Origin of the sequence: Pseudomonas sp. FP215 (genome assembly GCF_030687795.1) — a bacterium.
Classification (GTDB): domain Bacteria; phylum Pseudomonadota; class Gammaproteobacteria; order Pseudomonadales; family Pseudomonadaceae; genus Aquipseudomonas; species Aquipseudomonas salmasensis.
This window is the reverse complement of the sequence record NZ_CP117447.1, coordinates 4,256,801-4,281,686: the sequence shown is the minus strand read 5'-3', so window position 1 is coordinate 4,281,686 and position 24,886 is coordinate 4,256,801. Positions and strand designations below refer to the sequence as shown.

19 protein-coding genes and 1 pseudogene are annotated in these 24,886 nt (G+C 60.1%); 12 read left to right on the top strand and 8 right to left on the bottom strand.

Going from position 1 to position 24,886, the window contains the following annotated elements:
• Positions 1–41 precede the first annotated feature (41 nt).
• Positions 42–1,010, bottom strand: a complete 969-nt coding sequence (locus tag PSH76_RS19295) for a glycosyltransferase family 2 protein (RefSeq protein WP_278917930.1) — start codon at positions 1,008–1,010, stop codon at positions 42–44.
• A gap of 481 nt (positions 1,011–1,491) precedes the next feature.
• Between PSH76_RS19295 and PSH76_RS19290 the strand changes: the two genes are divergently transcribed.
• The 3 genes from PSH76_RS19290 to PSH76_RS19280 all read left to right on the top strand — a co-directional run bounded on the left by PSH76_RS19290 (position 1,492) and on the right by PSH76_RS19280 (position 3,475).
• On the top strand, positions 1,492–1,824 hold the full coding sequence (locus PSH76_RS19290; RefSeq protein WP_278917931.1) for a ComEA family DNA-binding protein: 333 nt from the start codon (positions 1,492–1,494) through the stop codon (positions 1,822–1,824).
• 143 nt (positions 1,825–1,967) lie between these two features.
• Positions 1,968–2,612 (top strand): GntR family transcriptional regulator, encoded by a 645-nt coding sequence (locus PSH76_RS19285; protein ID WP_278917932.1) that lies wholly within the window; start codon positions 1,968–1,970, stop codon positions 2,610–2,612.
• A gap of 14 nt (positions 2,613–2,626) precedes the next feature.
• Positions 2,627–3,475 (top strand): DUF1989 domain-containing protein, encoded by an 849-nt coding sequence (locus PSH76_RS19280; protein WP_105226230.1) that lies wholly within the window; start codon positions 2,627–2,629, stop codon positions 3,473–3,475.
• 60 nt (positions 3,476–3,535) lie between these two features.
• On the opposite strand, the gene PSH76_RS19275 is transcribed toward PSH76_RS19280, so the two are convergent.
• Together PSH76_RS19275 and eat are read right to left on the bottom strand one after the other, a co-directional pair.
• Positions 3,536–3,703, bottom strand: a complete 168-nt coding sequence (locus PSH76_RS19275) for a DUF2897 family protein (RefSeq protein WP_003172675.1) — start codon at positions 3,701–3,703, stop codon at positions 3,536–3,538.
• 110 nt (positions 3,704–3,813) lie between these two features.
• Entirely contained in the window at positions 3,814–5,178 is a 1,365-nt protein-coding gene (gene eat / locus PSH76_RS19270) for an ethanolamine permease (protein WP_305492740.1), read from the bottom strand.
• A 944-nt stretch (positions 5,179–6,122) separates the two neighbouring features.
• Here eat and kdpF point away from each other — a divergent pair.
• The 6 genes from kdpF (at position 6,123) to PSH76_RS19240 (ending at position 14,228) form a co-directional block, all read left to right on the top strand.
• Positions 6,123–6,212 carry a K(+)-transporting ATPase subunit F gene (gene kdpF, locus PSH76_RS19265; protein ID WP_003218754.1) on the top strand — a complete coding sequence of 30 codons (90 nt, stop codon included), beginning with the start codon at positions 6,123–6,125 and terminating at the stop codon, positions 6,210–6,212.
• 9 nt (positions 6,213–6,221) lie between these two features.
• A complete protein-coding gene (gene kdpA / locus PSH76_RS19260; RefSeq protein ID WP_305492739.1) occupies positions 6,222–7,916 on the top strand; it encodes a potassium-transporting ATPase subunit KdpA in 1,695 nt (564 codons plus the stop codon).
• Between the two features lie 15 nt (positions 7,917–7,931).
• Positions 7,932–9,989: a potassium-transporting ATPase subunit KdpB gene (gene kdpB, locus PSH76_RS19255; RefSeq protein WP_305492738.1), complete on the top strand. Its 2,058-nt coding sequence runs from the start codon at positions 7,932–7,934 to the stop codon at positions 9,987–9,989.
• A gap of 92 nt (positions 9,990–10,081) precedes the next feature.
• Entirely contained in the window at positions 10,082–10,627 is a 546-nt protein-coding gene (gene kdpC / locus PSH76_RS19250) for a potassium-transporting ATPase subunit KdpC (RefSeq protein ID WP_278918323.1), read from the top strand.
• Between the two features lie 127 nt (positions 10,628–10,754).
• Complete coding sequence (locus tag PSH76_RS19245; RefSeq protein WP_305492737.1) at positions 10,755–13,406, top strand: sensor histidine kinase KdpD; 2,652 nt, start codon at positions 10,755–10,757, stop codon at positions 13,404–13,406.
• Positions 13,407–13,538: 132 nt separating this feature from the next.
• Positions 13,539–14,228, top strand: a complete 690-nt coding sequence (locus PSH76_RS19240; protein WP_032892766.1) for a response regulator — start codon at positions 13,539–13,541, stop codon at positions 14,226–14,228.
• 115 nt (positions 14,229–14,343) lie between these two features.
• On the opposite strand, the gene PSH76_RS19235 is transcribed toward PSH76_RS19240, so the two are convergent.
• Positions 14,344–15,381, bottom strand: a complete 1,038-nt coding sequence (locus PSH76_RS19235; RefSeq protein WP_003189836.1) for a patatin-like phospholipase family protein — start codon at positions 15,379–15,381, stop codon at positions 14,344–14,346.
• Positions 15,382–15,597: 216 nt separating this feature from the next.
• Here PSH76_RS19235 and PSH76_RS19230 point away from each other — a divergent pair, with 216 nt between their 5' ends.
• The 3 genes from PSH76_RS19230 to PSH76_RS19220 all read left to right on the top strand — a co-directional run bounded on the left by PSH76_RS19230 (position 15,598) and on the right by PSH76_RS19220 (position 17,567).
• Entirely contained in the window at positions 15,598–15,876 is a 279-nt protein-coding gene (locus tag PSH76_RS19230; protein WP_003189839.1) for a hypothetical protein, read from the top strand.
• A 42-nt stretch (positions 15,877–15,918) separates the two neighbouring features.
• The gene (locus PSH76_RS19225; RefSeq protein WP_032892765.1) at positions 15,919–16,680 is read left to right on the top strand and encodes a CHAD domain-containing protein; all 762 of its coding nucleotides are present in this window, start codon (positions 15,919–15,921) and stop codon (positions 16,678–16,680) included.
• An 89-nt stretch (positions 16,681–16,769) separates the two neighbouring features.
• Complete coding sequence (locus PSH76_RS19220) at positions 16,770–17,567, top strand: acyl-CoA thioesterase II (RefSeq protein WP_003189843.1); 798 nt, start codon at positions 16,770–16,772, stop codon at positions 17,565–17,567.
• Between the two features lie 9 nt (positions 17,568–17,576).
• Here the strand turns inward: PSH76_RS19220 and PSH76_RS19215 are convergent, their stop codons facing one another.
• The 4 genes and pseudogenes from PSH76_RS19215 to PSH76_RS19200 all read right to left on the bottom strand — a co-directional run bounded on the left by PSH76_RS19215 (position 17,577) and on the right by PSH76_RS19200 (position 24,866).
• Positions 17,577–17,939 (bottom strand): Mpo1-like protein, encoded by a 363-nt coding sequence (locus PSH76_RS19215; RefSeq protein WP_003189844.1) that lies wholly within the window; start codon positions 17,937–17,939, stop codon positions 17,577–17,579.
• A gap of 123 nt (positions 17,940–18,062) precedes the next feature.
• The gene (locus PSH76_RS19210; protein WP_305492736.1) at positions 18,063–18,488 is read right to left on the bottom strand and encodes an Imm50 family immunity protein; all 426 of its coding nucleotides are present in this window, start codon (positions 18,486–18,488) and stop codon (positions 18,063–18,065) included.
• A pseudogene (locus PSH76_RS19205) lies at positions 18,485–23,198 on the bottom strand (RHS repeat-associated core domain-containing protein). The gene PSH76_RS19210 and the pseudogene PSH76_RS19205 overlap by 4 nt, the downstream one beginning before the upstream one ends.
• A 198-nt stretch (positions 23,199–23,396) precedes the next feature.
• The gene (locus tag PSH76_RS19200) at positions 23,397–24,866 is read right to left on the bottom strand and encodes a methyl-accepting chemotaxis protein (protein ID WP_305492735.1); all 1,470 of its coding nucleotides are present in this window, start codon (positions 24,864–24,866) and stop codon (positions 23,397–23,399) included.
• Positions 24,867–24,886: the final 20 nt, after the last annotated feature.

Genomic DNA, 24,886 nt, shown 5'->3' with positions numbered 1-24,886 from the left:
GGCGGCAATTCCAATTACACAGACTATAGCTAACAGATAAGTCACTTCAAGCTCCTTTTCTTGTGAAATGGTCGTTTAGGTATTGATGCAATATCATATCCGATAAATGCAAGCAATAACTGTACTCCGAGTATAAGAGGGAGCGATGAAATCATTACCTTACCTGCTGTAGCTGGCGTTCCTTGCTGTATGGATTCAATCCATCCAGAGATGCCGTACGAAAGGCCAAACAATATCAATAGAAGGCCGATAGGTAGCTCAAGCGAAGCCAGCGACATATCGCGTAAGTAATAGTTGTAGAAAATTCTCTTGCCAAAGTTTCTAACGTGTTTTACGAAGAACTCACCCACTATCTTTGAGATTTTGAGGTTTGATTCCTCGTCCTCGTATTTTGCTTCCATTGGCATATCTACGACTACTGCACGGACAGTATTTAATCTGAATAGTATGTCAGTCTCGAAAAAGTACCGCTTACTGATTTTTTCAAATGGAAGATGTTTGGCTACGTCGGCATGTATAGCGGTATAGCCATTGGTTGGGTCGAATAAATCCCAGTAGCCAGACGACATTTTTGTCATGAAAGAAAGCACAGCATTGCCAAAGAGTCGAATTCTTGGCATCGCTCGGACGCTTTCCAAATCGAAAAATCGGTTACCCTTCGTGTAGTCAGCGTTACCTGAGATGATTGGCTCAACGAAATATGGAATTAGACTAGGGTCCATTTGCCCATCACCGTCCACTTTGACGATGATATCAACGCCTTCTTCAATGGCAGCTCTGTAACCAGACATAACTGCACCACCCACACCCTGGTTTACCTCATGGCGAATTATTCTGACGCGAGGATCATCACAGTGCGCCTCCACAAAGTCTCCTGATTGCTCAGGACATAGATCATCTACGACGTAGATTCTTTCTACCTCATTTCCTATCCCGGAAATCACTTCAAGTATGTGTTTCTTGACCCTGTAGCTAGGGATGACAACCGCGATGCGTTTATCGGCTTCCATTAAATAAGTCTCGCTTAGTTGGTAGAGCGGGTGCTGGTTAGCAAGGTCGATGGAGAGCCCTTCGAATTCCGTTTGCTGGTCATAACCGCTCCATAAAATGCTCAATTTCGTAGGGTGAACACGTTGGGGCGGAGGGCAATGATCGCTTTTTTTTTACCAAAAGTCCCGTATCAGATACTTATGGCTATTGGGCCGAACGTGTGTGATGGCGGTTAGGAGCTGCCTCGCTCGGTTGGGCGGTTTCATTGTGAATTTACGACTATCTTCGTGAATCGCGGTTGCGCACTGTTTGGGCATCGTTGCAGTGAGTGTCAGGCGCATTTAGCGAGCGGTACAGATTCCCGCTTGCATGAGGTGCTAGGAACCGTGAGTTAACACTCTGTTACTCACCCATTTTTGACACCCTCCACCCATCGCCTAACGTAGAAAAGCAGCTTCGGAAAAGCTGCTTTTCTCTTACCGATGTCATGGAGCGTCACCAATGCAAAACCTCTACATTTCCTCCCTCATCTTCGCCTTCCTCACCAGCCTCTCCGTCGCCACCACCGCTGCGCCGCCCATCAAGCCGGAACCCCCAACCCCGATCTCCACCCAAATGACCAAGACCGAGCAATCCACCAAGGTCAACCTCAACGCCGCCGACGCCGAAACCCTGCGTCGCGATCTCTTCGGTATCGGCGCTTCCAAGGCGAAGGCAATCATCGCCTATCGCGAAAGCAACGGCCCGTTCACGGCGGTGGATGAGTTACTGGAAGTGAAAGGCATCGGCAAGGCATTGCTGGAAAAGAATCGCGACAGGCTGGTTATTAATTGAGGATCTGAAAACAGCGCGGAGGGCCGGTCATACACCGGCCTTTCCTTTAACTAACGGACCTTGCGAATTCCTCACTGACGCAGCATTGGCACGAAACGTGATTACCTCTTCCTCAGTGATTGTTCAACAATCTCGAGGTAACAATGCCACTCACTTTATCTTTAGCCGACCAAATCGCCCTGGAACTACGCGCCGACATCATCGGCGGCCGGCTGTTACCTGGCATGCCGCTGATCGAGGCCGACCTGGTCAAAGCCTACAACGCCTCACGCAATACCATCCGCGAGGCGCTGCATCGTCTCGGCCAGGAGGGCCTTACCCGCTATGTCCGCAATAAGGGCGTGATGGTACGGCGATTGGAGCGAGCAGAAGTGCGCGACCTCTTCGTCGTCCGTCGCACCCTGGAATTGCAGGCCATAGCCCAAAGCGGCCCGCTGACGGAAGCTCAATCGAGGCTTATGCAAAACGCCATCGACGCCACCACCCTGGCCCGGGAGCGCGAAGATTGGCGAGCCGTGGCCACCCACAGTCTGATGTTTCACCAACAGATCGTCGCGTTGATGGGCAGCTCGTTGTTCGACGAGTTCTTCGCCCAGGTGATTGCCCAGTTGCGCCTGGCGTTCTGCGCCGCGCCTGACGAGCAACGTTTCCAATCACCCTGGCTGGAGCGTGACCATGAGATATACACATTGCTAACCCGCAACCAAACCCAGGCCGCCAGCGAGGCGATGAGTCTGTACCTGGATGACTCGGAACACCTTTCTCTCGCTTTGTTTGATCAACCTTGATGGAGGATTGCCCCATGTACAAAGACTATCCCGCCGCGTACCAGGTCAGCAAAGGTTCGGCGTTGCAGGTGGATACGGCGTTCTATGAGCGCATTCGTGATCAGAAAACCCAGCGCACGTTGATCGAACAGTTCGAGGTGCCGATTCGAACGGGGAGGGCGTGGAAGGTGCCGGCGGGGCATGTGTTTCGTGTGACCACGCCGGTGGGTCCGCAGGTGGGGGATTTCAATGTCTGGAACGCTAACGACCCACGCGAACGTTTGTGGGCCGCGCGCACCCGGCAGCTTCAAGGCGCCCATGTCAGCACCCATGATCGGTTGTGGTCGAACCTGCCTTTTCTACGGCCCTTGGTCACGATCACCGATGACAGCCTGGCCAGCTACGGCATTGATGAGCACGGTGGGCGTTTGCACGATTTGTTGGGCACGCGATGCGACCCCTATGTGAACCGTATGTTGACCGGGGAGGACTTTCATCACCATTGCCACTCGAACCTGACCCGTGCGGTATTGCCCCATGGGCTGACGGAGTTCGATGTGCATGACGTGTTGAATATTTTCCAGTGCACCGGGCTCAATCACGATGACATGTACTTTATGAAGGCCTGTCCGGCGCAGAAGGGCGATTACCTGGAGTTCTTTGCCGAGATTGATTTGCTGTGTGCGTTGTCGACGTGCCCAGGCGGGGATTTGTCGTTGCCGATGTGGGGGCCGGAGGCGCAGGACCCGTTGACGGTGTGTCGGCCGTTGGGGGTTGAGATCTATAGGCTGGAGGATGAGTTGCTCAGTGGCTGGAGCCAACCGGAGCGTGCGGCCTATAAGGGGCAACATGGGTTGCATATTGCCAAGGCGGATTGGGAGTAGGGGGGGGCTGCTTCGCAGCCCAGCGGGAGCAAGCTCCCTCACCACGGGGTTACGAGCGGTTTATCTGTCTTGGGCATCCTTGGCATCCGCCTGCGCATTGCGCTCGGCCACGCGTTTGCGTTGTTCGTCGGTGAGTTCGACTTTGTTGGCGCTGTCGCGCAGCATCATCAGCCCTCCGACGATCGACCCGATCGCGACTACCATAATCAACCACGCATACCACGGCATAAGGCTCTCCTTGAGGCAGATGTCCGTGAGAAAGCTTCCCACGGTAATGACTGCTTTGAGTCACGGGCTTTCTGAGTAGTTCAGTGTAGGCCCGTTCTGCCTCATAGGCGCTACTGTCCGGTCAACATTGCATCCGCCGGCGCATCGATGCGGTCTTGTGCGGTCATCTGGAAGTAGATAAAGCCCACCGCCATAAAGCCCAGGAAGATCAGCCCGATCAAGGCATTGAACCAGGCCATCGCCACCAGGCATACCACCGCTAGCGCCAGCGCAATACCCGGCACGATGGGGTAGCCCGGTGCGCGGAAGGTGCGCTCCAGTAGCGGCTCGGTCTTACGCAGTTTGAACAGGCTGAGCATGCTCATGATGTACATGACGATGGCGCCGAACACCGCCATGGTGATCATCGCGGCGGTCAGGGTCATGCCGCCCAGGTTGATCAGGCCGTCGCTGTAGATGGCGGCGATGCCCACCACGCCGCCGGCGAGGATGGCCCGGTGCGGCGTCTGGAAGCGTGAGAGTTTGGCCAGGAAGGACGGCAGGTAACCGGCACGGGCCAGGGCGAAGAACTGGCGCGAGTAGCCGAGGATGATGCCGTGGAAGCTCGCCACCAGGCCGAATAGGCCAATCCATACCAGCATGTGCAACCAGCCGGAGCTGTCGCCCACCACGGTTTTCATCGCTTGTGGCAATGGGTCGTTGATGTTCGACAGGGTGCGCCAGTCGCCTACGCCGCCAGCGAAGAACATCACGCCCATGGCCAGGATCACCAGGGTGAGGATGCCGCTGATGTAGGCTTTTGGAATCGTGCGTTTGGGGTCCTTGGCTTCTTCGGCGGCCATGGCGGCGCCTTCGATGGCGAGGAAGAACCAGATGGCGAAGGGGATGGCGGCGAACATCCCGGCAATCGCCGGGGCGCCGAAGGTGTCAGAACCGGCCCAGCCGTTGAGGGCGAAGTGGCTGAAGCTGAAGGCCGGGGCGACTACGCCCATGAACACCAGCAGTTCGGCGACGGCGAGCACGCAGACTACCAACTCAAAGGTGGCGGCGAGTTTCACCCCGAGGATGTTCAGGCCCATGAACACGACGTAGGCGCCAACGGCGGCGTGCTTGGGGTCGAGTGCCGGGAACTGCACGTTCAGGTACGCGCCAATGGCCAAGGCAATCGCGGGCGGGGCGAAGACGAATTCGATCAAGGTGGCCAGGCCGGCAATCAAGCCGCCTTTTTCACCAAAGGCGCGACGGCTGTAGGCAAAGGGGCCTCCGGCATGGGGAATCGCGGTGGTCAGCTCGGTGAAGCTGAAGATAAAGCAGGTGTACATCGCGGCGACCAGCAGCGAGGTCACCAGAAAGCCCAAGGTTCCGGCGACGCCCCAGCCATAGCTCCAGCCGAAATATTCGCCGGAGATCACCAGCCCCACGGCGATGCCCCAGAGATGCAAGGTGCCCAAGGTGGGCTTGAGTTGTGTGTTCATTGTGCTGCGCTCCCTGAACCGTTTGGAATGATTCAAGGTGTTGCAGTGGCTATGCCAAGCCTCAGAACTGTGTCGTAAAGCAGTGCCTATGTCGCCGGGGGGACGGTTTGGCGTTTGAATGTGGCATGAGTTGCACCACATAAGTGCGGTGGTGACTTGGCGGGCGCTTTCGCGGGCAAGCCCGCTCCCACACTTGACCGAGTGTTAACTGAAAGAATGCAGTCGAATGTGGGAGCCGGGCTTGCCCGCGATGAGCATAGGTATCTACACAACTCTGTAGCGCTCAACGGTAACCACGATGCGAAGCGAGCCGCTCTTGATCTTGATCTGCTTGTGATCTTGATCTTAAGCGCCCCGTTAAACCACGCTGGCCGGAATTCGACAGGGATTTCGGGGGTAAACCGGCAGGGATGCCGGTTTAGCCGCCCCGCGCCATGGATGGCGCGTGGCGGCGGCCCCCCAAATCACTGGCGGATTACGGGCACACCGAGCCTAAGCGAGGTGCCGAGTGGTGGGGCAAGAGCCTTTTGCTTACTTTTGGGCTCTTTTCAAAAGTGAGCCGCTGTCAGAGCGGAACCCTAGGTGGCCGTTACCGCAGGGATGGATATGTACACCATCCAACTGTGTTGACTGTCAGGCCGTCTTCGCAGGCAAGCCAGCTCCCACATTTGGATCCTGGGGCGTCAGGGAGATAGGCGCCGGCCGTCAGTCCGCCACGGGAGCAAGCTCCCTCGCCACCAGTCCAGCGTCACACCAAAGTTGTGTAGATACCTATACCGCGATGAGGCCCTCCCAGCCACTGCACATCTCCCTGTAAACCCCGCATAAACCCACTCTTTACGCCATCTTTACGCCCCACCCAATACCTCGCTCTCGTTCCTTTACACCGCTCCTGCGGACAATGCCCCCACACGCGGCAATCGCCGCACGAAGGGGAGACTTCCATGAGCGTTCTGGACGGGGTGTCACTGCTATTGGCCGTGGCGCTGTTCATTTATCTGCTGGTTGCGCTGTTACGCGCGGATCGGAACTAGGAGCGGGCTATGCACAGTTATGACTATTGGCTGATCATCGCCTTCTTCGCCGTGGTACTGGTGCCGGCACCGTTTCTGGGGCGGTTCTACTACAAGGTGATGGAAGGCCAGCGCACCTGGCTTACGCCCGTATTGGGGCCTGTTGAAAAGACCTGTTACCGCCTCTCGGGCGTGGATGCGCAGCAGGAACAGAGCTGGCAGAAATACATGCTGGCCTTGCTCGCGTTCAACCTGGCGGGCTTCTTGCTGTTGTTCTCGATCCTGCTATTCCAGGGCTCCCTGCCATTGAACCCGCAGAAATTGCCCGGCCAGGAATGGACCCTGGCGTTCAACACCGCCGTCAGTTTCATGACCAATACCAACTGGCAGAACTACAGCGGCGAGGCGTCCTTGAGTTACCTGAGCCAGATGGCCGGCCTCACGGTGCAGAACTTCGTCAGTGCGGCGACCGGTCTCGCGGTCCTGGTCGCGTTATGCCGTGGGATAGGGCGCAAATCTGCCCAGACCCTGGGCAACTTCTGGGTCGACATGACCCGCGCCACCCTCTACGGCCTGCTGCCGTTGTGCCTGGTGCTCGCGCTGTTTTTGGTATGGCAGGGCGTGCCGCAAACCTTCGCCCACTATGTGGATGCCGTCACCCTGCAGGGCGTGGACCAGGTGATTCCCCTGGGGCCGGCTGCCAGCCAGATTGCGATCAAGCAACTGGGCACCAACGGCGGTGGCTTCTTCGGCGTGAACTCGGCGCATCCGTTTGAAGACCCGACGGCCTGGGCCAACCTGTTTGAAGTGGCCTCGATCATTCTGATCCCGGTGGCGTTGGTATTTACCTTCGGCCATTACGTCAAGGACCTGCGCCAGAGCCGGGCGATCCTCGCGTGCATGCTGGCGCTGTTCCTGATCGGCGGCGCGACGTCGCTGTGGTCCGAATACCAGCCCAACCCAACCTTGAACAACCCGGCGGTGGAGCAAACCGCACCGTTGGAAGGCAAGGAAACACGCTTTGGCACCACCGGCACTGTGCTGTGGTCGGTGACCACCACCGCGGCCTCCAACGGCTCGGTCAATGGCATGCAGGACAGCCTCAGCCCCCTGAGCGGGATGGTGGCATTGGTCAACATGATGGTCGGCGAAGTGATCTTCGGCGGTGTCGGTGCCGGCATGTACGGCATGTTGCTCAACGTGTTGATCGCAGTGTTCCTCGCCGGCTTGATGATCGGCCGTACCCCGGAGTACCTGGGCAAGAAGCTGCAAGCCAAGGAAGTGCAATTGCTGGTGGTGACCCTGCTGGTGATGCCGGTCGGCGTATTGGTGTTGAGTGCCATCGCTGCCAGCCTGCCCGGCCCGGCGGGCGCCATCAGTAACCCTGGCCCCCATGGGTTCAGCCAGTTGCTCTACGCGTATACCTCGGCCAGTGCCAACAACGGTTCGGCGTTTGCTGGCCTCGGCGCCAACACCCCGTTTCATAACCTGATGCTCGGCCTGGGCATGCTGATCGGCCGTTTCGGCTACATCCTCCCGGTGCTGGCCCTGGCCGGCAGCCTGGCGATGAAGAAGGCCGCACCGATTGGCCAGAACAGTTTCCCCACCCATGGCGCGCTGTTCGTGACCCTGTTGACCGTGACCGTTTTGCTGGTGGGCGGCCTGACCTTCCTGCCGACACTGGCGTTGGGCCCCATCGCTGAACACCTGAGCATGGGCTTCTAGTTAAGGGATATGAAAATGAATATGCCTGCAAAAAACGCGGCCCCGGTCAAAACCCAGGAGCCTGCCAAAACCGCAATCTCTGCGCTGTGGCGCCCGGCGCTGGTCCAGGCCTTCGTCAAGCTGGACCCACGCCAACTGCAACGCTCGCCGGTGATGCTGGTGGTCGAATTGACCGCCATCCTTACCACCGTGCTGTGCTTTGTGCCCGATACCACCGTTCCAACGTTTGTCGCCGTGCAAATCGCCGTGTGGCTGTGGTTCACCGTGCTGTTCGCCAACTTCGCCGAAGCCTTGGCCGAGGGACGTGGCAAGGCCCGTGCCGATAGCCTCAAGGCCGGCAGCGAAGGCTTGAGCGCGCGTCGCCAGGAGGCCGATGGCAGCTTCAAAATGATACCGGCCACCAGCCTGCGCAAGGGTGATGTGGTGCGTGTGGCCGCCGGGGAAATGATCCCCGGTGACGGCGAGGTCGTCGAAGGGATTGCGGCGGTCAACGAAGCAGCGATCACTGGCGAATCCGCCCCGGTGATCCGCGAGTCTGGCGGCGACCGTTCAGCGGTTACCGGCAACACGCGGTTGGTATCGGACTGGCTGCTCATCCGCATCACCGCCAACCCGGGCGAGTCGACCCTGGACCGCATGATCGCCCTGGTGGAGGGCGCCAAGCGCCAGAAGACCCCCAACGAAGTCGCGCTGGATATCCTGCTGATCGGCCTGACCCTGATCTTCCTGCTGGTGGTGGTGACCCTGCAGCCGTTCGCCCACTTCGCCAATGGCAGCTTGCCTTTGGTGTTTCTGGTGGCACTGCTGGTGACGCTGATTCCTACCACCATTGGTGGCTTGTTGTCGGCCATCGGCATTGCCGGCATGGACCGCCTGGTGCGCCTCAATGTGATCGCCAAGTCTGGCCGCGCCGTGGAAGCGGCGGGGGACGTGCATGTGCTGTTGCTGGACAAGACCGGCACCATCACCTTCGGCAACCGTCGTTGCTCGGCCGTGGTCGCGGCGCCTGGCGTCAGTGGCCGCGAATTGGCCGAAGGCGCGCTGCTGGCGTCGCTGGCCGATGACACGGCGGAAGGCAAGTCCATCGTTGAATACCTGCGCGCCTTGCACCCGCAGGCCGAGCCGAGCCTGGAGGCGTTGACCGCCGTGCCTTTCAGCGCCGAGACCCGTTTGTCCGGTGTCGACTACCAGGGCCGGGTGTTCCGCAAAGGCGCGGTGGACTCGCTGCTGGCGTTTATCGGCCAGCAACGCAGCGACCTGCTGCCTGCGCTGTCGCGGGAAATCGACAAGATCGCCCAAAGCGGCGGCACGCCCTTGCTGGTGTGCGCCGATGGCAAGTTGCTGGGGGCGATCCATCTCAAGGACGTGGTCAAACCCGGCATTCGCGAGCGTTTTGCCGAGTTGCGCAAGCTGGGGATTCGCACCGTGATGGTCACTGGCGACAACCCACTGACCGCCGCCGCGATTGCCGCTGAGGCGGGTGTGGACGACGTGCTGGCCGAAGCCACGCCAGAGAAGAAACTCGCGCGTATTCGTCATGAGCAGAACGATGGTCGACTGGTCGCCATGTGTGGCGACGGCGCCAACGACGCTCCGGCTCTGGCCCAGGCTGACGTCGGCATGGCGATGAACGACGGTACCCAGGCCGCGCGCGAAGCCGCCAACATGGTCGACCTCGACAGCGACCCGACCAAGCTGCTGGACGTGGTGCAGATCGGCAAGGAGTTGCTGGTGACTCGCGGCGCGCTGACGACCTTTTCCATCGCCAACGACGTGGCCAAGTACTTCGCGATCCTGCCAGCGCTGTTCGCCTCGATCTACCCGCAACTGGGCGTGCTCAACATCATGCACTTGCAGAGCCCGCAGAGCGCGATCCTCTCGGCCATCGTGTTCAACGCGCTGATTATCGTGGTGCTGATCCCACTGGCCCTGCGCGGCGTGCGCGTGCAGGCCGCGAGTGCGGCGGCGTTGTTGCGGCGCAATCTGCTGATCTACGGGGTGGGCGGGCTGTTGGTGCCGTTCGTGGGGATCAAGGCCATCGACATGCTGCTGACCGCGCTGCACCTGGTTTGACCTGGCCGCTGATCGTTCCCACGCTCTGCGTGGGAACGCCGCCGCCCCGGACGCTCCGCGTCCCACCGCACCACTGAATTGAGGAGTCTGAAATGTCCAACATCATCCGCCCAGCCCTGAGCTTGCTGGTACTCATGACCCTGATCACCGGCGTGGCCTACCCGTTGGTAGTCACTGGCGTGGCGCAAGTGGCCTTCCCCGACCAAGCCAATGGCAGCCTGGTGCACGACGCCAGCGGCAAGGTGCGCGGCTCCAGCCTGATCGCCCAGGACTTTACCGGCGACCGCTGGTTTCACCCACGCCCGTCCGCCGGTGCTTTTGCCACCGTGTCCAGCAGTGCCAGTAACCGGGGCCCGAGCAATCCGGCCTTGGCGACCCGCATAGTCGAGGATGCCAGCAAGCAGTCAGTGCCGGGCCAGGGCCCGGTGCCACTGGCCTCGCTGACCACCTCCGGCAGCGGCCTTGATCCACACTTGCCACCGCAGGCGATTGCCTATCAACTGGCGCGAGTAGCGGCGGCGCGAAATGTGCCGGTGTCGACCTTGCAGCGGTTGCTGGATGAGCACATCGAAAGCCCGTTGGTTGGCCCGCCCGTAGTAAACGTCCTGGCCCTCAACATGGCCCTGGAACAACTCTGACCCCCTGTAGGAGCGAGCTTGCTCGCGAAGGTCGTTAACGATGACGCGGGCGCCCAGAATAAACGCGGCGCTCTTGAGTTTTTCGCGAGCAAGCTCGCTCCTACATTAATTATCGAAGGACCACAGCATGAGCGACGCCGGCCGCGCCGATGCCCTGTTAGCCGATCTGCCCCGGGACGGCCGTGGCCGGCTCAAAGTCTTCCTCGGCGCTGCGCCCGGTGTGGGCAAGACCTACGCCATGCTCCAGGCGGCCCATACCCAACTGCGCCAGGGCGTGCGCCTGATCGCCGGGGTGGTCGAAACCCACGGCCGCGCCGAAACCGAAGCCTTGCTCAGCGGCTTGCCGCAACAACCACTGTTGCGCAGCGAATACCGTGGCGTGATGCTCGAAGAAATGGACCTCGACGGCCTGCTCGCCGCCAAGCCAAAGCTGGTGCTGGTGGACGAACTGGCCCACAGCAATGCCCCCGGCAGCCGGCATGAAAAACGCTGGCAAGACATCCAGGAACTGCTCGCCGCCGGCATCAACGTGTTCACCACGGTCAACGTCCAGCATCTGGAAAGCCTCAACGATCAGGTGCGCGGCATCACTGGCGTGCAAGTGCGCGAAACCCTGCCGGACTGGGTGCTGCAAGAGGCCGACGAACTGCTGCTGATCGACCTGCCGTCTCGCGAGCTGCTCGAGCGCTTGCGTGACGGCAAGGTGTATGTGCCCGAACAGGCGCGTGCGGCCATCGATGCGTTTTTCACCCAGACCAACCTCATGGCCCTGCGCGAGCTGGCTATGCAAACCGCCGCCGCCCATGTCGATGACGACCTGGCCCAGGGCTACCGCCAACTCGGCCAGGCCGCGCCGGCGGTGCGCGGGCGTTTGCTGGTCGGCGTGGATGGCGATGCCCAAGCCGAACGCCTGGTGCGCCATGCCAGCCGCGTGGCCCAGCGTCGGCATTTGCCTTGGAGCCTGGTGCACATCGACAACGGCCGTGCGCGGGATGAGCAATCGCGCCTGCGCCTGCAAAACGCCCAGCAACTGGCAGAGCGGCTGGGCGGCGAAGTGGTGTTACTGCGCGCTGGGGAGGTGGCCAAGACTCTGATCCAGCATGCTGCTGAGCGCCGCGCCAGCCTGGTGCTGGTGGGGCAGTCGCGGATGCGCTGGCGGCGGCGTTTGTTCGGTGGCGGCTTGGCGGCGCGCCTGTTACGCAATGCCCGCGGCTTGGAAATCAACGTCCTCGACAGCGATGACATGCCTGCACCGCCACGGCTGCCCGATGTGCGCGGTTTGGTGTGGTTCGATTACGCCTTGGCGGTGGTGGCGACCCTCGCCGCTACGGCGGTGGCCTGGGCCGTGTCCAGTGCGTTGGCGCTGCCGAACATCTCGTTGGTGTTTCTCGCCGCCGTGCTGCTGGTGGCGGTACGCAGTAGCCTGGGGCCGTCCCTGGTGTGTGCGGCGCTGTCGTTTCTGACTTACGATTTTCTGTTTATCCCGCCGAATTTTTCCTTCGCTATCCAGCGTGAAGAAGACGTGCTGACCCTGTTGTTCTTTCTGTTAATGGCGGCGTTGACCGGCAACCTCGCCGCACGCCAGCGTCGCCAGTTGCAGGCGTTGCGCGATACCCAGGAAGAAACCAGCGAGCTGCTCGACCTGTCGCGCAAGCTCACCGCCGCCACCGACCGCCAAGCCGTCATCAGCGCCGCCGCCCACCACCTGCAAGGTTGGAACGACCTCGACCTGTGCCTGGTCAATCGCGACGGTCAGGGTGGCTGGAAGGTCGAGACCGGTGGCCCGTTGACCTTCACCGAAGCCGAACGCGCCGCCGCCGATTGGGCCTGGCAGCACGATCAGCCGGCTGGCATGGGCACCGGCACCTTGCCGTTTGGGCGTTGGTGGTGGTGGCCGCTGTCGGGTGAAGAGGGGCCCTTGGGTTTGCTGGGTGTCAGTGCCAAGCCTGGCCTGGAATTGAGCGGGCAACGTCGGCGCTTGCTCACCGCGTTGAGCCAACCGCTGGCCCAGGCGCTGGCGCGGGCACAATTGGGGCAGGAGTTGGAATCGGCGCGCCTGCACGGCGAAACCGAACAACTGCGCAGCGCTTTGCTCGCCTCGGTGTCCCACGACTTGCGCACGCCGTTGACGTCCATGCGCGGCAGCATCGACAGCCTGCTGGCCCTCGGTGAAGCCATCCCGCTGGAGGATCGCCGCGAACTGCTCGAAGGCACCCGCGATGAAGCCGAGCGCCTCGACCGCTATATCCAGAACCTGCTGGACATGACCCGCCTTGGCCACGGTGCGCTGAAACTGGCACGGGATTGGGTGTCGCCCGGCGACATCGTCGGCAGTGCCCTTGGGCGATTGCGCGCCGTGCTGGCGCCGTTGCAGGTGAGCACCGATGTGCCGCCGGAACTGCCTTTGTTGTATGTGCATGCGGCGTTGATTGAGCAGGCCTTGGTCAACGTGCTGGAAAACGCCGCACGGTTTTCGCCGCCCCAGGGCCGCTTGCAGTTGCGCGCGGGCGTGGAGGATGAGCAATTGTTTTTTGCCGTGGCGGATGAAGGGCCGGGGATTCCCGAGGAGGAGCGTGCGAAGATCTTCGACATGTTCTACACCGCCGCCCGCGGTGATCGAGGCGGGCAGGGCACGGGCCTTGGCTTGGCGATCTGCCAGGGCATGGTCGGCGCGCACGGTGGGCATATCAGCGTGGCCGATGGCATTGACGGCCGGGGCACCTGCATCACCTTGTTTCTATCACTGCCCAAACAACCCGCCCTGGAACAAACCTTGTAGGAGCGAGCTTGCTCGCGAAGGTCGTTAACGATAAAGATGGCTTCCTGAATGCACGCGGTGCCTAGAAGTTTTTCGCGAGCAAGCTCGCTCCTACAGGAGGGGTGATTTTTTAATGGGTTTTGATGAGACACCATGAGCCAGACCGCGACGATTCTTGTCATTGATGACGAACCCCAGATCCGCAAATTCCTGCGCATCAGCCTGGCCTCCCAGGGCTATAAGGTAATCGAAGCCGGTACCGGCAACGAAGGCCTGGCCCAAGCGGCCTTGAGCAAACCGGATCTGCTGGTGCTCGACCTGGGCCTGCCCGACATGGACGGCCAACAGGTGCTGCGCGAGTTTCGCGAATGGTCCACGGTGCCGGTGCTGGTGCTGTCGGTGCGGGCCAGCGAAGGTCAGAAGGTCGAGGCCCTCGACGGTGGCGCCAATGACTACGTGACCAAACCGTTCGGCATCCAGGAGTTTCTTGCCCGTGTACGCGCGCTGTTGCGTCAGGCACCAGCCGGAGAGGCCCAGGAAGCCGCCTTGAGTTTTGGCCCGCTGACCGTAGACCTGGCTTATCGACGCGTACTGCTGGACGGCGCCGAGGTGGCGCTGACCCGCAAGGAATACGCAGTGCTGGCGCAACTGGCACGCCATCCGGGGCGGGTGATTACCCAGCAGCAATTGCTCAAGGACATCTGGGGCCCAACCCATACCGAGGACAGCCACTACCTGCGTATCGTGGTGGGGCACCTGCGCCAGAAGCTGGCAGATGACCCGACCCAGCCGCGGTTTATCGTGACTGAGGCGGGGGTGGGGTATCGGTTGCTAGGTGCCTGAATCTGTGGTGCCTGCGCTGGCGCCATCGCAGGCAAGCCAGCTCCCACAGTTGAAATGCATTCCCCTGTGGGAGCCGGGCTTGCCCGCGATGAGGCCATCCGCAACACCCACACGCTCAACTCTGTTCGCTTTCATACCGATCCAACGTATCACTGGCAATCTCCCGCCCCAACGCGATCAACTCCGGCGCTTTATAGAACTCGAAAAACCGGCACACCCGCTTCGGCACGTTGATCAGCACATCCGGCGGATACCCAGCGATCTTGTATTGCGCCAATGAGGTTTGCATCACCTCGAAACTCTGGTTGATCAGGTCCAGCAGCGATGCAGGCCCGACGTTGTCGATGATGAACGAGCCGGTCGCCGACTTCGGTGCGCCGGCTTTCTCCGGCGCCGCGGCAGGTTGCTGGGCTTCGGGTTCGGCAGACTCCAGCCACGGGTTGATTTCAGCGGCCTGGGCCTGCAAGGCTTCTTGTTCCAGCTTCATCAACTGCTCGGCCTGTTTGCGGCGAAACGGCAGGTGCGAGCCCAGGGACTTGGCCAGGCTGTTGAAGCGGCTCTTGAACGCGGGCGGGCGCTGGATCACCGGCAATTGGTAGTGCTTCTGGTTGGTGGCGTTGAGGTTGACCGCAATGATCAAGTCACAATGGCTCGACACCACCGGCACGATGGGCAGCGGGTTGAGCAGGCCGCCGTCCACCAGCATGCGGTTGCCCTGCATCACCGGTGTGAACAGGCTGGGGATCGCCGCCGAGGCGCGCATGGCCTGGTGCAGGCAGCCTTCCTGGAACCAGATCTCCTGTTGGTTGGTGAGGTCGGTGGCGACGGCGGTGTAGGGGATGCGCAACTCCTCGATATTGATATCGCCGACAATCTTGCGGATTTGCCCGAACACCTTTTCACCACGAATCGCTCCCAGGCGAAAGCTCACATCCACCAGGCGCAATACGTCGAGGTAGTCCAGGCTTTCGATCCAGTTGCGGTACTCGTCGAGCTTGCCGGCAGCGTAGATCCCACCCACCACGGCACCCATGGAACAGCCGGCGATACAGGCGATGTCATAGCCGCGTCGTTCGATTTCTTCGATCACCCCGATATGGGCGTAGCCCCTGGCCCCACCGGAGCCCAGCACTAAGGCAACACGTTTCTTCATGGCCAGACCCTTCGCAAAACAGGGGCCCACAATGCACCCATCAAGGGGCCTGCTTCAATCCTTGCTGACAGCGTGCAATATTTTTCCAGGCTGGCGATCAGGCTCGGGTATGCTCTGGCAATAGGTACTACTGATTTCAGGCTAAGGACAAGGCACTTTTCCCTGTAGGCAACGTCTACAGGCTACGACTGAATTTGTATATTTGAGGTGTCATCAATGAAAGCCTGGATCTGTGTGCCTGTGATCGTGTTGGCCTTGGCTGGCTGTGCCGGGAAAACCGCGTATCGCGACAGCTGCGGCTCGCAATTGGACGCCGCCTGGAAAGAACTGGACCTGGCCAAGGCCGAAGGTTTTGCCGGCACTGTCAGCTACTCCAAAGCGTTATCGCTGTTGACTGGCGCCAAGACTCAGCAGCAGTTCGAAGCCTTCGAGGGCTGCTCCAACAAGGCCGAAAAGGCGCGGTTCTACATTCGTGAGTCTCGCGCCGGGCGATGACCCCGCGGCGGGTAGGATTTTTCATCGGAAAGTGAGGGCAGGATGTCAGCGTTGGTCAATCAGTTAGTCGCTCAGGTCATTGGCCTGGAAGTAGGGTTACTGAGCTGCCAGGCTCGCCTCGCCGCCGTCACTGACGATGAAGCCCTGCATGATTTGCGCACCACGGTACGCCGCCTGCGCAGCCTGTTGCGGCCTTTGCGCGGGCTGCCCGGTGTCGAACAGCTTGAATTGGCCGCCAGCACGGTTGGCCAACTGACTACGCCGCTACGCGACCGAGAGGTGCTGGCGGCGTATTTGCATCAGCACGGTTATCACGACGCGGCTGATCGGCGTCTGCGTCTGCAGCCCGAGGCTTATCGCCAGGTGGCGCAAAGCCCGGAGCTGGCGCACTTGCTGCTGATCCTGGATGCATTCCCGCGGTTTATCCGTGCGTCCCAGCATCAGAAACTGCTCAAGGGCTTGCGCCCGCGTATCCAGAAGCGCCTGGCCAAGCAATGGCAGAGACTCGATGAGGCCCTGAAGGATCCCGATCATGATCGCCACCGGCTACGGTTGCTGATCAAGCGTGTGCGCTATGCCGCCGAGGCGTATCCGGAGCTGGACAAATTACCCGCCAACGCCCTGTCCCACTTGAAGAAAGCCCAGAGCGCCCTGGGTGATTGGCATGACTGTTGGCAGTGGCTGGCCCAGGCCGGTCACGAGCCAGACCTGCAACCCTGCGTAGCGGTGTGGCAGCGCACCATGCTCAAGGCGCAAGGCAAGGCCGACCGCGTGCTGGATAAACTTAGCGCCGAGTGTTTTTAAACCGGTCCGGTTTTTGGCCGGAATAGGCGCTGTGCCTGTGCAATTGGATGGTTAAGATTCCTCCACGATTTACTTGATGTGAGGTCGCCATGCGCTTTAGTGATTTGCTCGATGCTGCCCGTAGCAATCCGTTGGATGTCACCATTCCTGCCGAATGGGCCCAGGGCCGGGCCACCTTTGGTGGCCTGGTCGCCGCCTTGCAATACGAGGCGCTGCGCGCTCAGGTGCCGGCGGATCGACCGCTGCGCTCCCTGGCCATCACCTTTGTCGGCCCGGTAGCGCCGGATGTACCTGCCAGCTATCAAGTCGAAGTGCTGCGCGAAGGCAAGGCGGTCAGCCAGTTGCTGGGGCGCGTGGTGCAGAACGGTGAAGTGGCGACCCTGGTCCAGGCCAGTTTTGGCGCCTCTCGCCCGTCGGAAATTGACGTGGCAAGTGAGCCGCCACCGGTCTTCAAACATTGGGATGAGTGCCAGGAACTGCCCTATATCAAGGGCGTTACCCCCGAGTTCATGCGCCACTTGGCGATGCGCTGGAGTGTCGGCGGCCTGCCATTTACCGGCAATAAATCCCGCGACATGGGCGGTTGGGTACGGTTGCGAGGGGACGTAAAAGAAGAGCCACTGACCGAGGCGCATATCCTCGCCCTGGTCGACGCCTGGCCACCTGCATTGCTGCCCCACCTGAAAAAGCCCGCGCCGGGCAGCACCCTGACCTGGACCATCGAGTTCATCCAGCCACTGCAAGACCTGACCACCCTCGACTGGTGCCAGTACCACGTCAACATCGAACACGCCCGCGACGGCTACGGCCACGCTGCCGCTGCCTTGTGGAGCCCGACCGGCGAGTTGATCGCCCTCAGCCGCCAGACTGTGGTGGTATTCGCCTGAACCTGCCAGTCAGTGGTGGTGCCGCTGCCGCCAGGCGCGCCACCAGCCACCGCTGAGCACAAAGCGCGGGAAAGTCACGAACTGCTCCACCACCAGGCGCTGCACCGCATCTTTACGATCGCTGAACGGCTCACTGGCCTGGGCCTCCAGGCTATGGCCATGACGCTGCAACGCCAAGCCCGCGACAATGCCAATCACACCGACGGCGAAGCTGGCCAGGCTGAGACTGAACACGCCCGACACGATTAGCAGAAAACCGACGATAAACAGCGGCACGGCAATCAGGTGCAGCGCCAGGTTGGTCGGGTGCTGATGGTTCTGTGGGTACTGACGCCATTGCCAGGCGGGGAGATTGGGGTGACGTTTGCCCATGGTGGTGAATCCTCTGTCCGTTGAAACAACATGGATGGAGTGTAGATTGGGCTGGAGGGCAGGGCGAATTGGCCTTTGCTATGGCTCTCATAGTTGCGGTTTCGTAAATAAGCTCATGGGTTTTTATATGGAGTCGTCTGACCAGTTGTGATCTTCTGGTTCAGGGCAGTTCATATAGACCGAGGGGCCGGATAGGGATAGCCATTTAGCCTTGAATTCAACAGATGCATTTTTCGATTTCGCTGTGAAAAAGAAATGCTCGTTTTCTTTTAGTATTTCTATGTTAAAAACTTCTCTGAGAGGGAGGTTTGTTATTTTTAGTTCGGTAATGTTGGAACAGGTCAATCCAATTCTGCATGTATTATATCCTTTGTCTTTCCATTTTTCGGGGAGCCGGTCAGGAAAGTCTGGTATGTCAAAACCGATGCCGAAATCATTCAGATCATTTTCTATGCGGAGCGAGTGTATATAAGCTTTTCCGACTTCAATAGGTCGGCTGAATACTTTGTTGAAAAAGATAGAGCCATCAAGGTCATTCCAGTTTTTCATTTCTTATCCTTGAATAAATAATGGTCTTTTGCTCCTGGTATCTTACCAGTTCGAGGTGTATCAATAGGGCGCAAATTAAAGTGAGCGCCTTGGTCTCCTGTCCCGTTTTCAGAACCGAATTTATGCCCGGCCGAATGGTCCTGAATTAGCACTTTAGAATTATCTGCTCTCGTGTATTGGTATACCCTGGTGTTAATAGGTTTTCCTGAGCTGTTTAAAATTTTTCGGCCGTTCATATCCGACATCTTGACTATGCCATATTGCTTCGGTAACCCGGAGTCCGAATCTATCAGAACGTCAGGTTGTTGTGACATTGGTATGTTGGCATCTCTTTTAGCTTCTCTGAATGCTCCTCTACGAGAGAGATTTGGGGCATTGGGGTCAGTGTGTACTGCACAGGTTTGATTGTTCTTTCCTTGGCCAGGGCAATTAGGGTTCAGCCCCAGAGGGTCTACCCACCCCGTAGGATTGGGCACATACCGATACCCATTGATCCCCCCCGCCAACTTCACCGGATCTGGCGTCAGGTAGCGACCAATATCCGGATTGTAGTAGCGATGGCGGTTGTAGTGCAGGCCGCTTTCCGCATCGAAATACTGCCCTTGAAACCGCAGTGGATTGTCGATTTTGCTTACGTCGAGCCGGGCGATCTGGCCGTAGGCGCGGTAGTGGGCGGACCAGACGATTTCGCCTTCGGGGCTGGTGAGTTCCTGCGGGGTGCCGAGGTGGTCGAGTTGGTAGTGGTAGGGCTTGGTTTCTTTTGGGCCGAAGCCTTCCAACAGGGCCAAGGGGCGGAAGCTGTCGGGCTCGTAGAGGTAGCTGCGATGGCGCTCTGCATGGTGTTCGGCTATCAGCTTGTCGCCTTGCCAGAAAAACTCTGTGGTTTTGTCGTCCACGGTTTTGCTGATGCGCCGTCCAAACGGGTCGTAGCGATAGCTGGCGGTCTGGCCGTTGGGTTGGGTGACGCTGATGAGCCGATGCTGGCAGTCGTAGCGGTATTCGGTGATGAGTTGCTGGCCTTTGCCGCGCCGTTCGCGGATGAGGTTGCCGAAGGCGTCGTAGTCGTAGTGGCGGTCGCCTTGGATCATCAGGCGGTTGGCCGCGACGATGTCGGGGCCGGGGCGGTCTTGCATCAGCAGGTTGCCGGTGGGGTTGTGGCCGAAGCGTTCCTGTACGTCTTGGGAGTGGTCGGCGCGGGTCAGGCGGGCGAGGGGGTCGTAGTGGTAGCGGTGTTCGCCTTTGCGGGTGTCGAGCAGGCGGGTGAGGTTGCCGGCTTTGTCGTAGTCGTATTGGCGTTGGTAGAGGTGGTTTTGCTGTTGGGTCACCGCGTGGGCATGCAGGCGGTGTTGATCGTCGTAGTGGTAGTGGCTGAGCAGTTGGCCTTGCTGGCGCTGGTGTTCGCGGCCGCTGTTGAATAGATGGGAGGTGAGCACTCCTCCGTTGAGTTCGACGGTGGCGAGGTGGCCGCCTTTGTCGTGGTTGAAGGTGACGCGGTTGTTGTCTGGCAGGCACAGGTTTTTCAGCTGGCCGCAGGCGTCGTAGCCGTAGCGCAGGGTGCCCCAGCCTTGGTGCTCGGCGGTGAGGCGGTTTTGGCGGTCGTACTCGTAGGCCAACGCCCAGTGACCGTCTTCGACGCTGAGGAGGTTGCCTTGGCGGTCGTAGGCGTAGTCGACAACGTTGCTGTCGGGCAGGGTTTTTCTTACGAGGCGCCCGGCGTAATCGCGCTGGTAGCGGGTGATGAGCTGACTGCCATCGTCGCCGTATTCGGTTTTTTCCAGCAGGTTGCCGTTGAGGTCGTAGGCATACGCGGTGCGCTGGCCGTCGAAGCCGGTTTCCTGGCGGATCAGGCCGTTGGGGTGGTAGTCGAGTTGGTAGGTTTCGCCGGTTTCGTTTTCGATCTCGGTAAGCAGCAGCCGCACGTTGTCGTAGCGGTACTTGACCTGGGTGCCGTCGGCGTTGAGACGGCGGCTGATCAGGTGTAGGCCGTCGGCGTATTCGTAGCGGGTGACGTGGCCCAGTTCGTCGCGTTCGGCGATGATTTTGCCGTAGGGGTTGTAGCTGAACTCCCTACAACCACCGCCTGGCAAGACGAGGCGAATCAGCCTACCGACGCTGTCCCATTCAAAGACTGTTTGCGCGCCGTGCTCATCCTCACGGGCGATTTGCCTTCCGAGGTCGTCATAGCGATAACGCTTGATCCCACCATGGGGCAATTGCTCCTCAAGCAACTGCCCACGCTCATTCCACACCAGCCGATGGCAACTGTGATCCGGGTACCAAACCCCCGTCAGTTGCCCGTGTTTGTTGTAGCTGTAGTCGATCGCGCTGCCATCCGGATCAAACTTGCGGATGACGTCACCCTGGTCATTGCGCTCATATTTCCAAACCGCCTCACCGCGCCTTACAACCCTTACGAAGCCGTTGTCATGCTCGTAAGACGTCGGCTCGTCATCCCCCGGAAACAACGCCACCAAGCGTCCGGCTTCGTCGTACTGATACGCCGTCACCGCGCCCAGCGGATCCTGTTCGACGGTCAGCCGCCCCTCGGCATCGTAGGATTTGAAATGCTGCGCGCCGTCCGGATCGATGCGCTGCACCAACCGCGCCCGCTGGTCATGGACATACACTTCCTGGCTGCCATCGGCGTTATGCACGGTGACACGGCCGTCATCCCCCCAGGCATAGCGCGTGTCCATCTGGGAAAAACTCCCAATGCCGGACACACCGCGCCGCTTTGCCAGATCGTTCCCACGCCCAGAAGAAACTCGCCCCACCGGCCAGTTGGCGTTCAAGAATGACGTGCTGATCGTCGTACCGATAACGCTCGCTTTCACCGACAGCATTGGTCGCGCAAACCAGTCGTCCATCTTCGTCATAGGCGTAGGAAACGACGTTCTGCTCGGTCTCCCACACGTAGGGATCACGGCCTTTGGCACGATGAACCTGGTAGTCCACCGCCACGATGCGATCCAATTCATAACGCAGCAGCAGCGAGCGGCCAGCACCGTTATCCAGCCGCTCAATCCGCCCGGAGGGATCACGGCAAATGCGCAGCCGGTTGTCATACGCATCGCTGATCGAGACCAGCACACCATCGCGAAAGTGATAGAACCGCGACGCCTGGGCCAGCACTAACTCATCAGGAGCCGAGCCCAAGTAGATCGCTGCTTCCGCCAGGCTATTGGTGATCGCGGGTCGGGCAGATGTGGGCAAGGGCAGGGTAGTCGAGCGGTTCTCATGGTCGGTCCACACCACCGAATCGCCCGACACACAAAGCCTGTGCGCCAGCGCATGACTCCAGCCAAACCCCAACCCGCAATCCACATCCACCGCACTGGTGCGATACAGCCGCGTCCACTCAAACGGCAAAACCCCGTCCAGCGCGCCATCGGTGAGGGTGAGCAATTCTTCCCCGGTGACCATCGACACCGGGCAGCCGTTGGTGACCGTCTTGTCCGCTGGCGCCGTCGCATCCCCTTTCGGATTCGACGCCACGGCAGGCACATCATCGACGTGTTCCTGACGGACCAACACGGTCTGTCGGGTCTTGTTGCGAACCACCGGCACCGGGTTCGAAACCAGCGTGTCGCCAGCCTTCAACGGCACCACCGGCACCGCCTTGACCGGCGTCGCTGCACTGCTCAGCAGCACAGGCTTGGCGGTCTCAACATGCGTCTCCAACCGAGGCCCCGAGACGTGTTTGGCCAGCATCTCCAACAACGCCCGCGCCCGCCCGGACTTGACGTGACTGAGCGTCTGCGCACCCAGGCGCAGCTGTACCCCAATGCCTCGCGTGGCCCAGATCAGCAGCACATTGATCAACACTTCGCCGGTGATTTTACCCAGCAGTTCGTACATGTCCGGCGGCGGCAGCATGCGTATCCAGGCCACCAGCGCCGACAGGTAGATAAACAACAGCGGCTCATCACTGAGCACAAGCAAACCCTTGGCCAGCGTGTCTTTGCCCAGCGTGAGCAGCGCCTTCAGCTCGGCTTCGGACAGGTATTTCAGCAGCTTCTCGCTATTGGATTTGAGATTCGCGAGCAGGTCGTACAGCTCGGTGATGTTGTCCCACAGGTTATAAAGCGCGCCGCCAAGCCCGGCAGCAAAGGCCATACCCTGTAACGCACTGCGCTTGTAGGCGGGCGCTTTGGCAAAGTCTGCCCATCGAGGCTTGAAGTGCTCGGCCCAGGCCTTGCGCAAATCCGCTTCCAGCCCGGCGATCACAGACTCATAGGAGGCATACAGCGCCTGGACGTGAGCCTTGGAAACGTTGGGGTAAAAGGTGATTTCGTACGTCTGGTCGCGGGTACAGTCGTTGACTTCAAGAATGCCGCTGGGGCCAATGGTGCGATGCAGTGGCGCACCTACCGGGCTTCTGTCTTGTGCAACGGCTTGCAGCCTCACGGGCGTGTTGCCGATGGGCACGAACTGCGTGCTTTCGAACAGATGCACCAAGGTCAGCCCGCCTTGGGCTTTGCATTGAGCGACCGTGCGACTGGGTTTTTTCGAAGAAACCGGTGCGACCAGTGCGACCTGTTCTCCAACCTTGAAGACCTGCTCCACGCTAAGTGCCGAACCACTTAAAAAGCTGTCGGCCCACTTATCAAAGGTATTCAGGCAGGTGCGGAAATCCGCGAATACGCGCTCAACCTTCGGCGCTTCGGGATCCATCGGCACCAGCACCAGGTTGGCCAGCACCGAGATCAAGAGACAGCCCCATCCACCAGGGCTTTAACGAACACCACCATCTGCACTCCCTCGCACTGTTTGATCAGGCGAGGGACTTTGCAGCGGTTGTCAGGTAAAAGAAGTCGGCGTTATTCGCGAGAGGGGCGAGGAAGTTTCGTCTTAATCTCAGGTAAATCGAGGCTTGGTCGTAGGAGTCGGATTACAGCTGGAACAGTCTTACAACTTCAACTGCCCAATCGCCTTGCTCAACTCTCCGGCCAGCGTCGCCAGTTCATTGCTGGTAGTCGCGGATGCCACGGTTTGATGTACGGTGTTTTCGGTCACGTCGCGAATGCTCACCACGGCGCGGTTCATTTCTTCGGCGACATGGCTTTGTTGCTCGGCGGCCACGGCAATCTGGGTGTTGCTCTCACGCATCTGTGCCACGGCCCCGGTGATTTCAGCCAGCGCGAGGCCGGCTTCCTGGGCCTGCTGTACGCAGTCGTCGGCCTTGAACGAGCTTTCCTGCATGAAGTCCACGGCGTCGCGGGTGCCGGCTTGCAGCGCCGAGACCATGCGGGTGATTTCGTCGGTGGAGCTTTGCACGCGTTTGGCCAGGTTGCGCACTTCGTCGGCGACTACCGCGAAACCGCGGCCCATTTCCCCGGCGCGGGCGGCTTCGATGGCGGCGTTGAGGGCGAGCAGGTTGGTCTGTTCGGCGATGCTGTGGATCACCCCGACCACGCCGTTGATTTTCTGGCTGTCTTCGGCCAGTTTCTGGATCATTTCGGCGGTCTGCTGTACGCCACTGGACAGCCCGGCGATTGAGCGCTGTACCCGGGTGACCACTGCCTGGCCGCTGCCGGCGAGGGTGTCGGCGGACTGGGACAAGTCACGGGTGGCGCCCGCGTGCTGGGCGATGTGGTAGACGGTGGCGGTCATTTCGTTGATGGCGGTGGCGGCCTGGTCGGTTTCGCTCTGCTGGCCAAGCATGCCGTGCTGTACCTCGTTCATGCTGCTGGCCAGGCGTGCGGCGCCGTCGTCCAGTTGCCGGGCGGTGCGGGCCACGGTATTGACCACCCGCTGGTAGCCGGCTTGCATGGCGTTGAAGGCGCTGGCCATCTGGCCGACTTCATCCTTGCAGGCCAATGGCACCCGCGCCGACAGGTCGCCGGTTTTTTCAACGTGCAGCATCACATCCTTGAGGGTGTTGAGTTGGCTGAGCAGAAAACGGATCAACAACTGCGAGGCGCCGAGCATGGCGAGCATCAGTACGGCCACGGCGACGGCGTAATGAGTGAAGCGTTCACGGAACACCTGGCTCAGGCTCGGCGCGTAGGCCAGGACTGCGACCTGCTGGCCGTCGGCCCGGCTGATCACTTCGGCGCCGATCAGCGGGTTTTCACCGAACAACGGCATGTGGTTGAGTTCAGTCCAGCCGTTGGCAGTGCTCAGGGCGGGCAGATCCTGGGGGGGGTGGCCTTTGGCAAAGGTGAGCCAGTGCTCACCCGTGGGCAAGGTTTTGTCGGCTGGCCAGGCGCTGAGCAAGCGCCCCTGGGCCTGGGCCGATGCCTGCGCTGCCTGGCTGCGCGCCTGTTGTTCAAGCTGTACGGCGTACAGCACCAGCAGCAGGGTGGTGATAAAGGCGACCGCATTGACGGCCCAGAATTTGTATTTGAGCGAGATATTGCTAAGCCAGGCACCCATGGAAGGTTTTCTCTGATAGC

Bases quoted from the DNA above. Each gene is read 5' to 3' on its own strand.
- PSH76_RS19295 (WP_278917930.1), bottom strand. From the start codon at position 1,010: ATGGAAGCCGATAAACGCATCGCGGTTGTCATCCCTAGCTACAGGGTC.
- PSH76_RS19290 (WP_278917931.1), top strand. From the start codon at position 1,492: ATGCAAAACCTCTACATTTCCTCCCTCATCTTCGCCTTCCTCACCAGC.
- PSH76_RS19285 (WP_278917932.1), top strand. From the start codon at position 1,968: ATGCCACTCACTTTATCTTTAGCCGACCAAATCGCCCTGGAACTACGC.
- PSH76_RS19280 (WP_105226230.1), top strand. From the start codon at position 2,627: ATGTACAAAGACTATCCCGCCGCGTACCAGGTCAGCAAAGGTTCGGCG.
- PSH76_RS19275 (WP_003172675.1), bottom strand. From the start codon at position 3,703: ATGCCGTGGTATGCGTGGTTGATTATGGTAGTCGCGATCGGGTCGATC.
- eat (WP_305492740.1), bottom strand. From the start codon at position 5,178: ATGAACACACAACTCAAGCCCACCTTGGGCACCTTGCATCTCTGGGGC.
- kdpF (WP_003218754.1), top strand. From the start codon at position 6,123: ATGAGCGTTCTGGACGGGGTGTCACTGCTATTGGCCGTGGCGCTGTTC.
- kdpA (WP_305492739.1), top strand. From the start codon at position 6,222: ATGCACAGTTATGACTATTGGCTGATCATCGCCTTCTTCGCCGTGGTA.
- kdpB (WP_305492738.1), top strand. From the start codon at position 7,932: ATGAATATGCCTGCAAAAAACGCGGCCCCGGTCAAAACCCAGGAGCCT.
- kdpC (WP_278918323.1), top strand. From the start codon at position 10,082: ATGTCCAACATCATCCGCCCAGCCCTGAGCTTGCTGGTACTCATGACC.
- PSH76_RS19245 (WP_305492737.1), top strand. From the start codon at position 10,755: ATGAGCGACGCCGGCCGCGCCGATGCCCTGTTAGCCGATCTGCCCCGG.
- PSH76_RS19240 (WP_032892766.1), top strand. From the start codon at position 13,539: ATGAGCCAGACCGCGACGATTCTTGTCATTGATGACGAACCCCAGATC.
- PSH76_RS19235 (WP_003189836.1), bottom strand. From the start codon at position 15,381: ATGAAGAAACGTGTTGCCTTAGTGCTGGGCTCCGGTGGGGCCAGGGGC.
- PSH76_RS19230 (WP_003189839.1), top strand. From the start codon at position 15,598: ATGAAAGCCTGGATCTGTGTGCCTGTGATCGTGTTGGCCTTGGCTGGC.
- PSH76_RS19225 (WP_032892765.1), top strand. From the start codon at position 15,919: ATGTCAGCGTTGGTCAATCAGTTAGTCGCTCAGGTCATTGGCCTGGAA.
- PSH76_RS19220 (WP_003189843.1), top strand. From the start codon at position 16,770: ATGCGCTTTAGTGATTTGCTCGATGCTGCCCGTAGCAATCCGTTGGAT.
- PSH76_RS19215 (WP_003189844.1), bottom strand. From the start codon at position 17,939: ATGGGCAAACGTCACCCCAATCTCCCCGCCTGGCAATGGCGTCAGTAC.
- PSH76_RS19210 (WP_305492736.1), bottom strand. From the start codon at position 18,488: ATGAAAAACTGGAATGACCTTGATGGCTCTATCTTTTTCAACAAAGTA.
- PSH76_RS19200 (WP_305492735.1), bottom strand. From the start codon at position 24,866: ATGGGTGCCTGGCTTAGCAATATCTCGCTCAAATACAAATTCTGGGCC.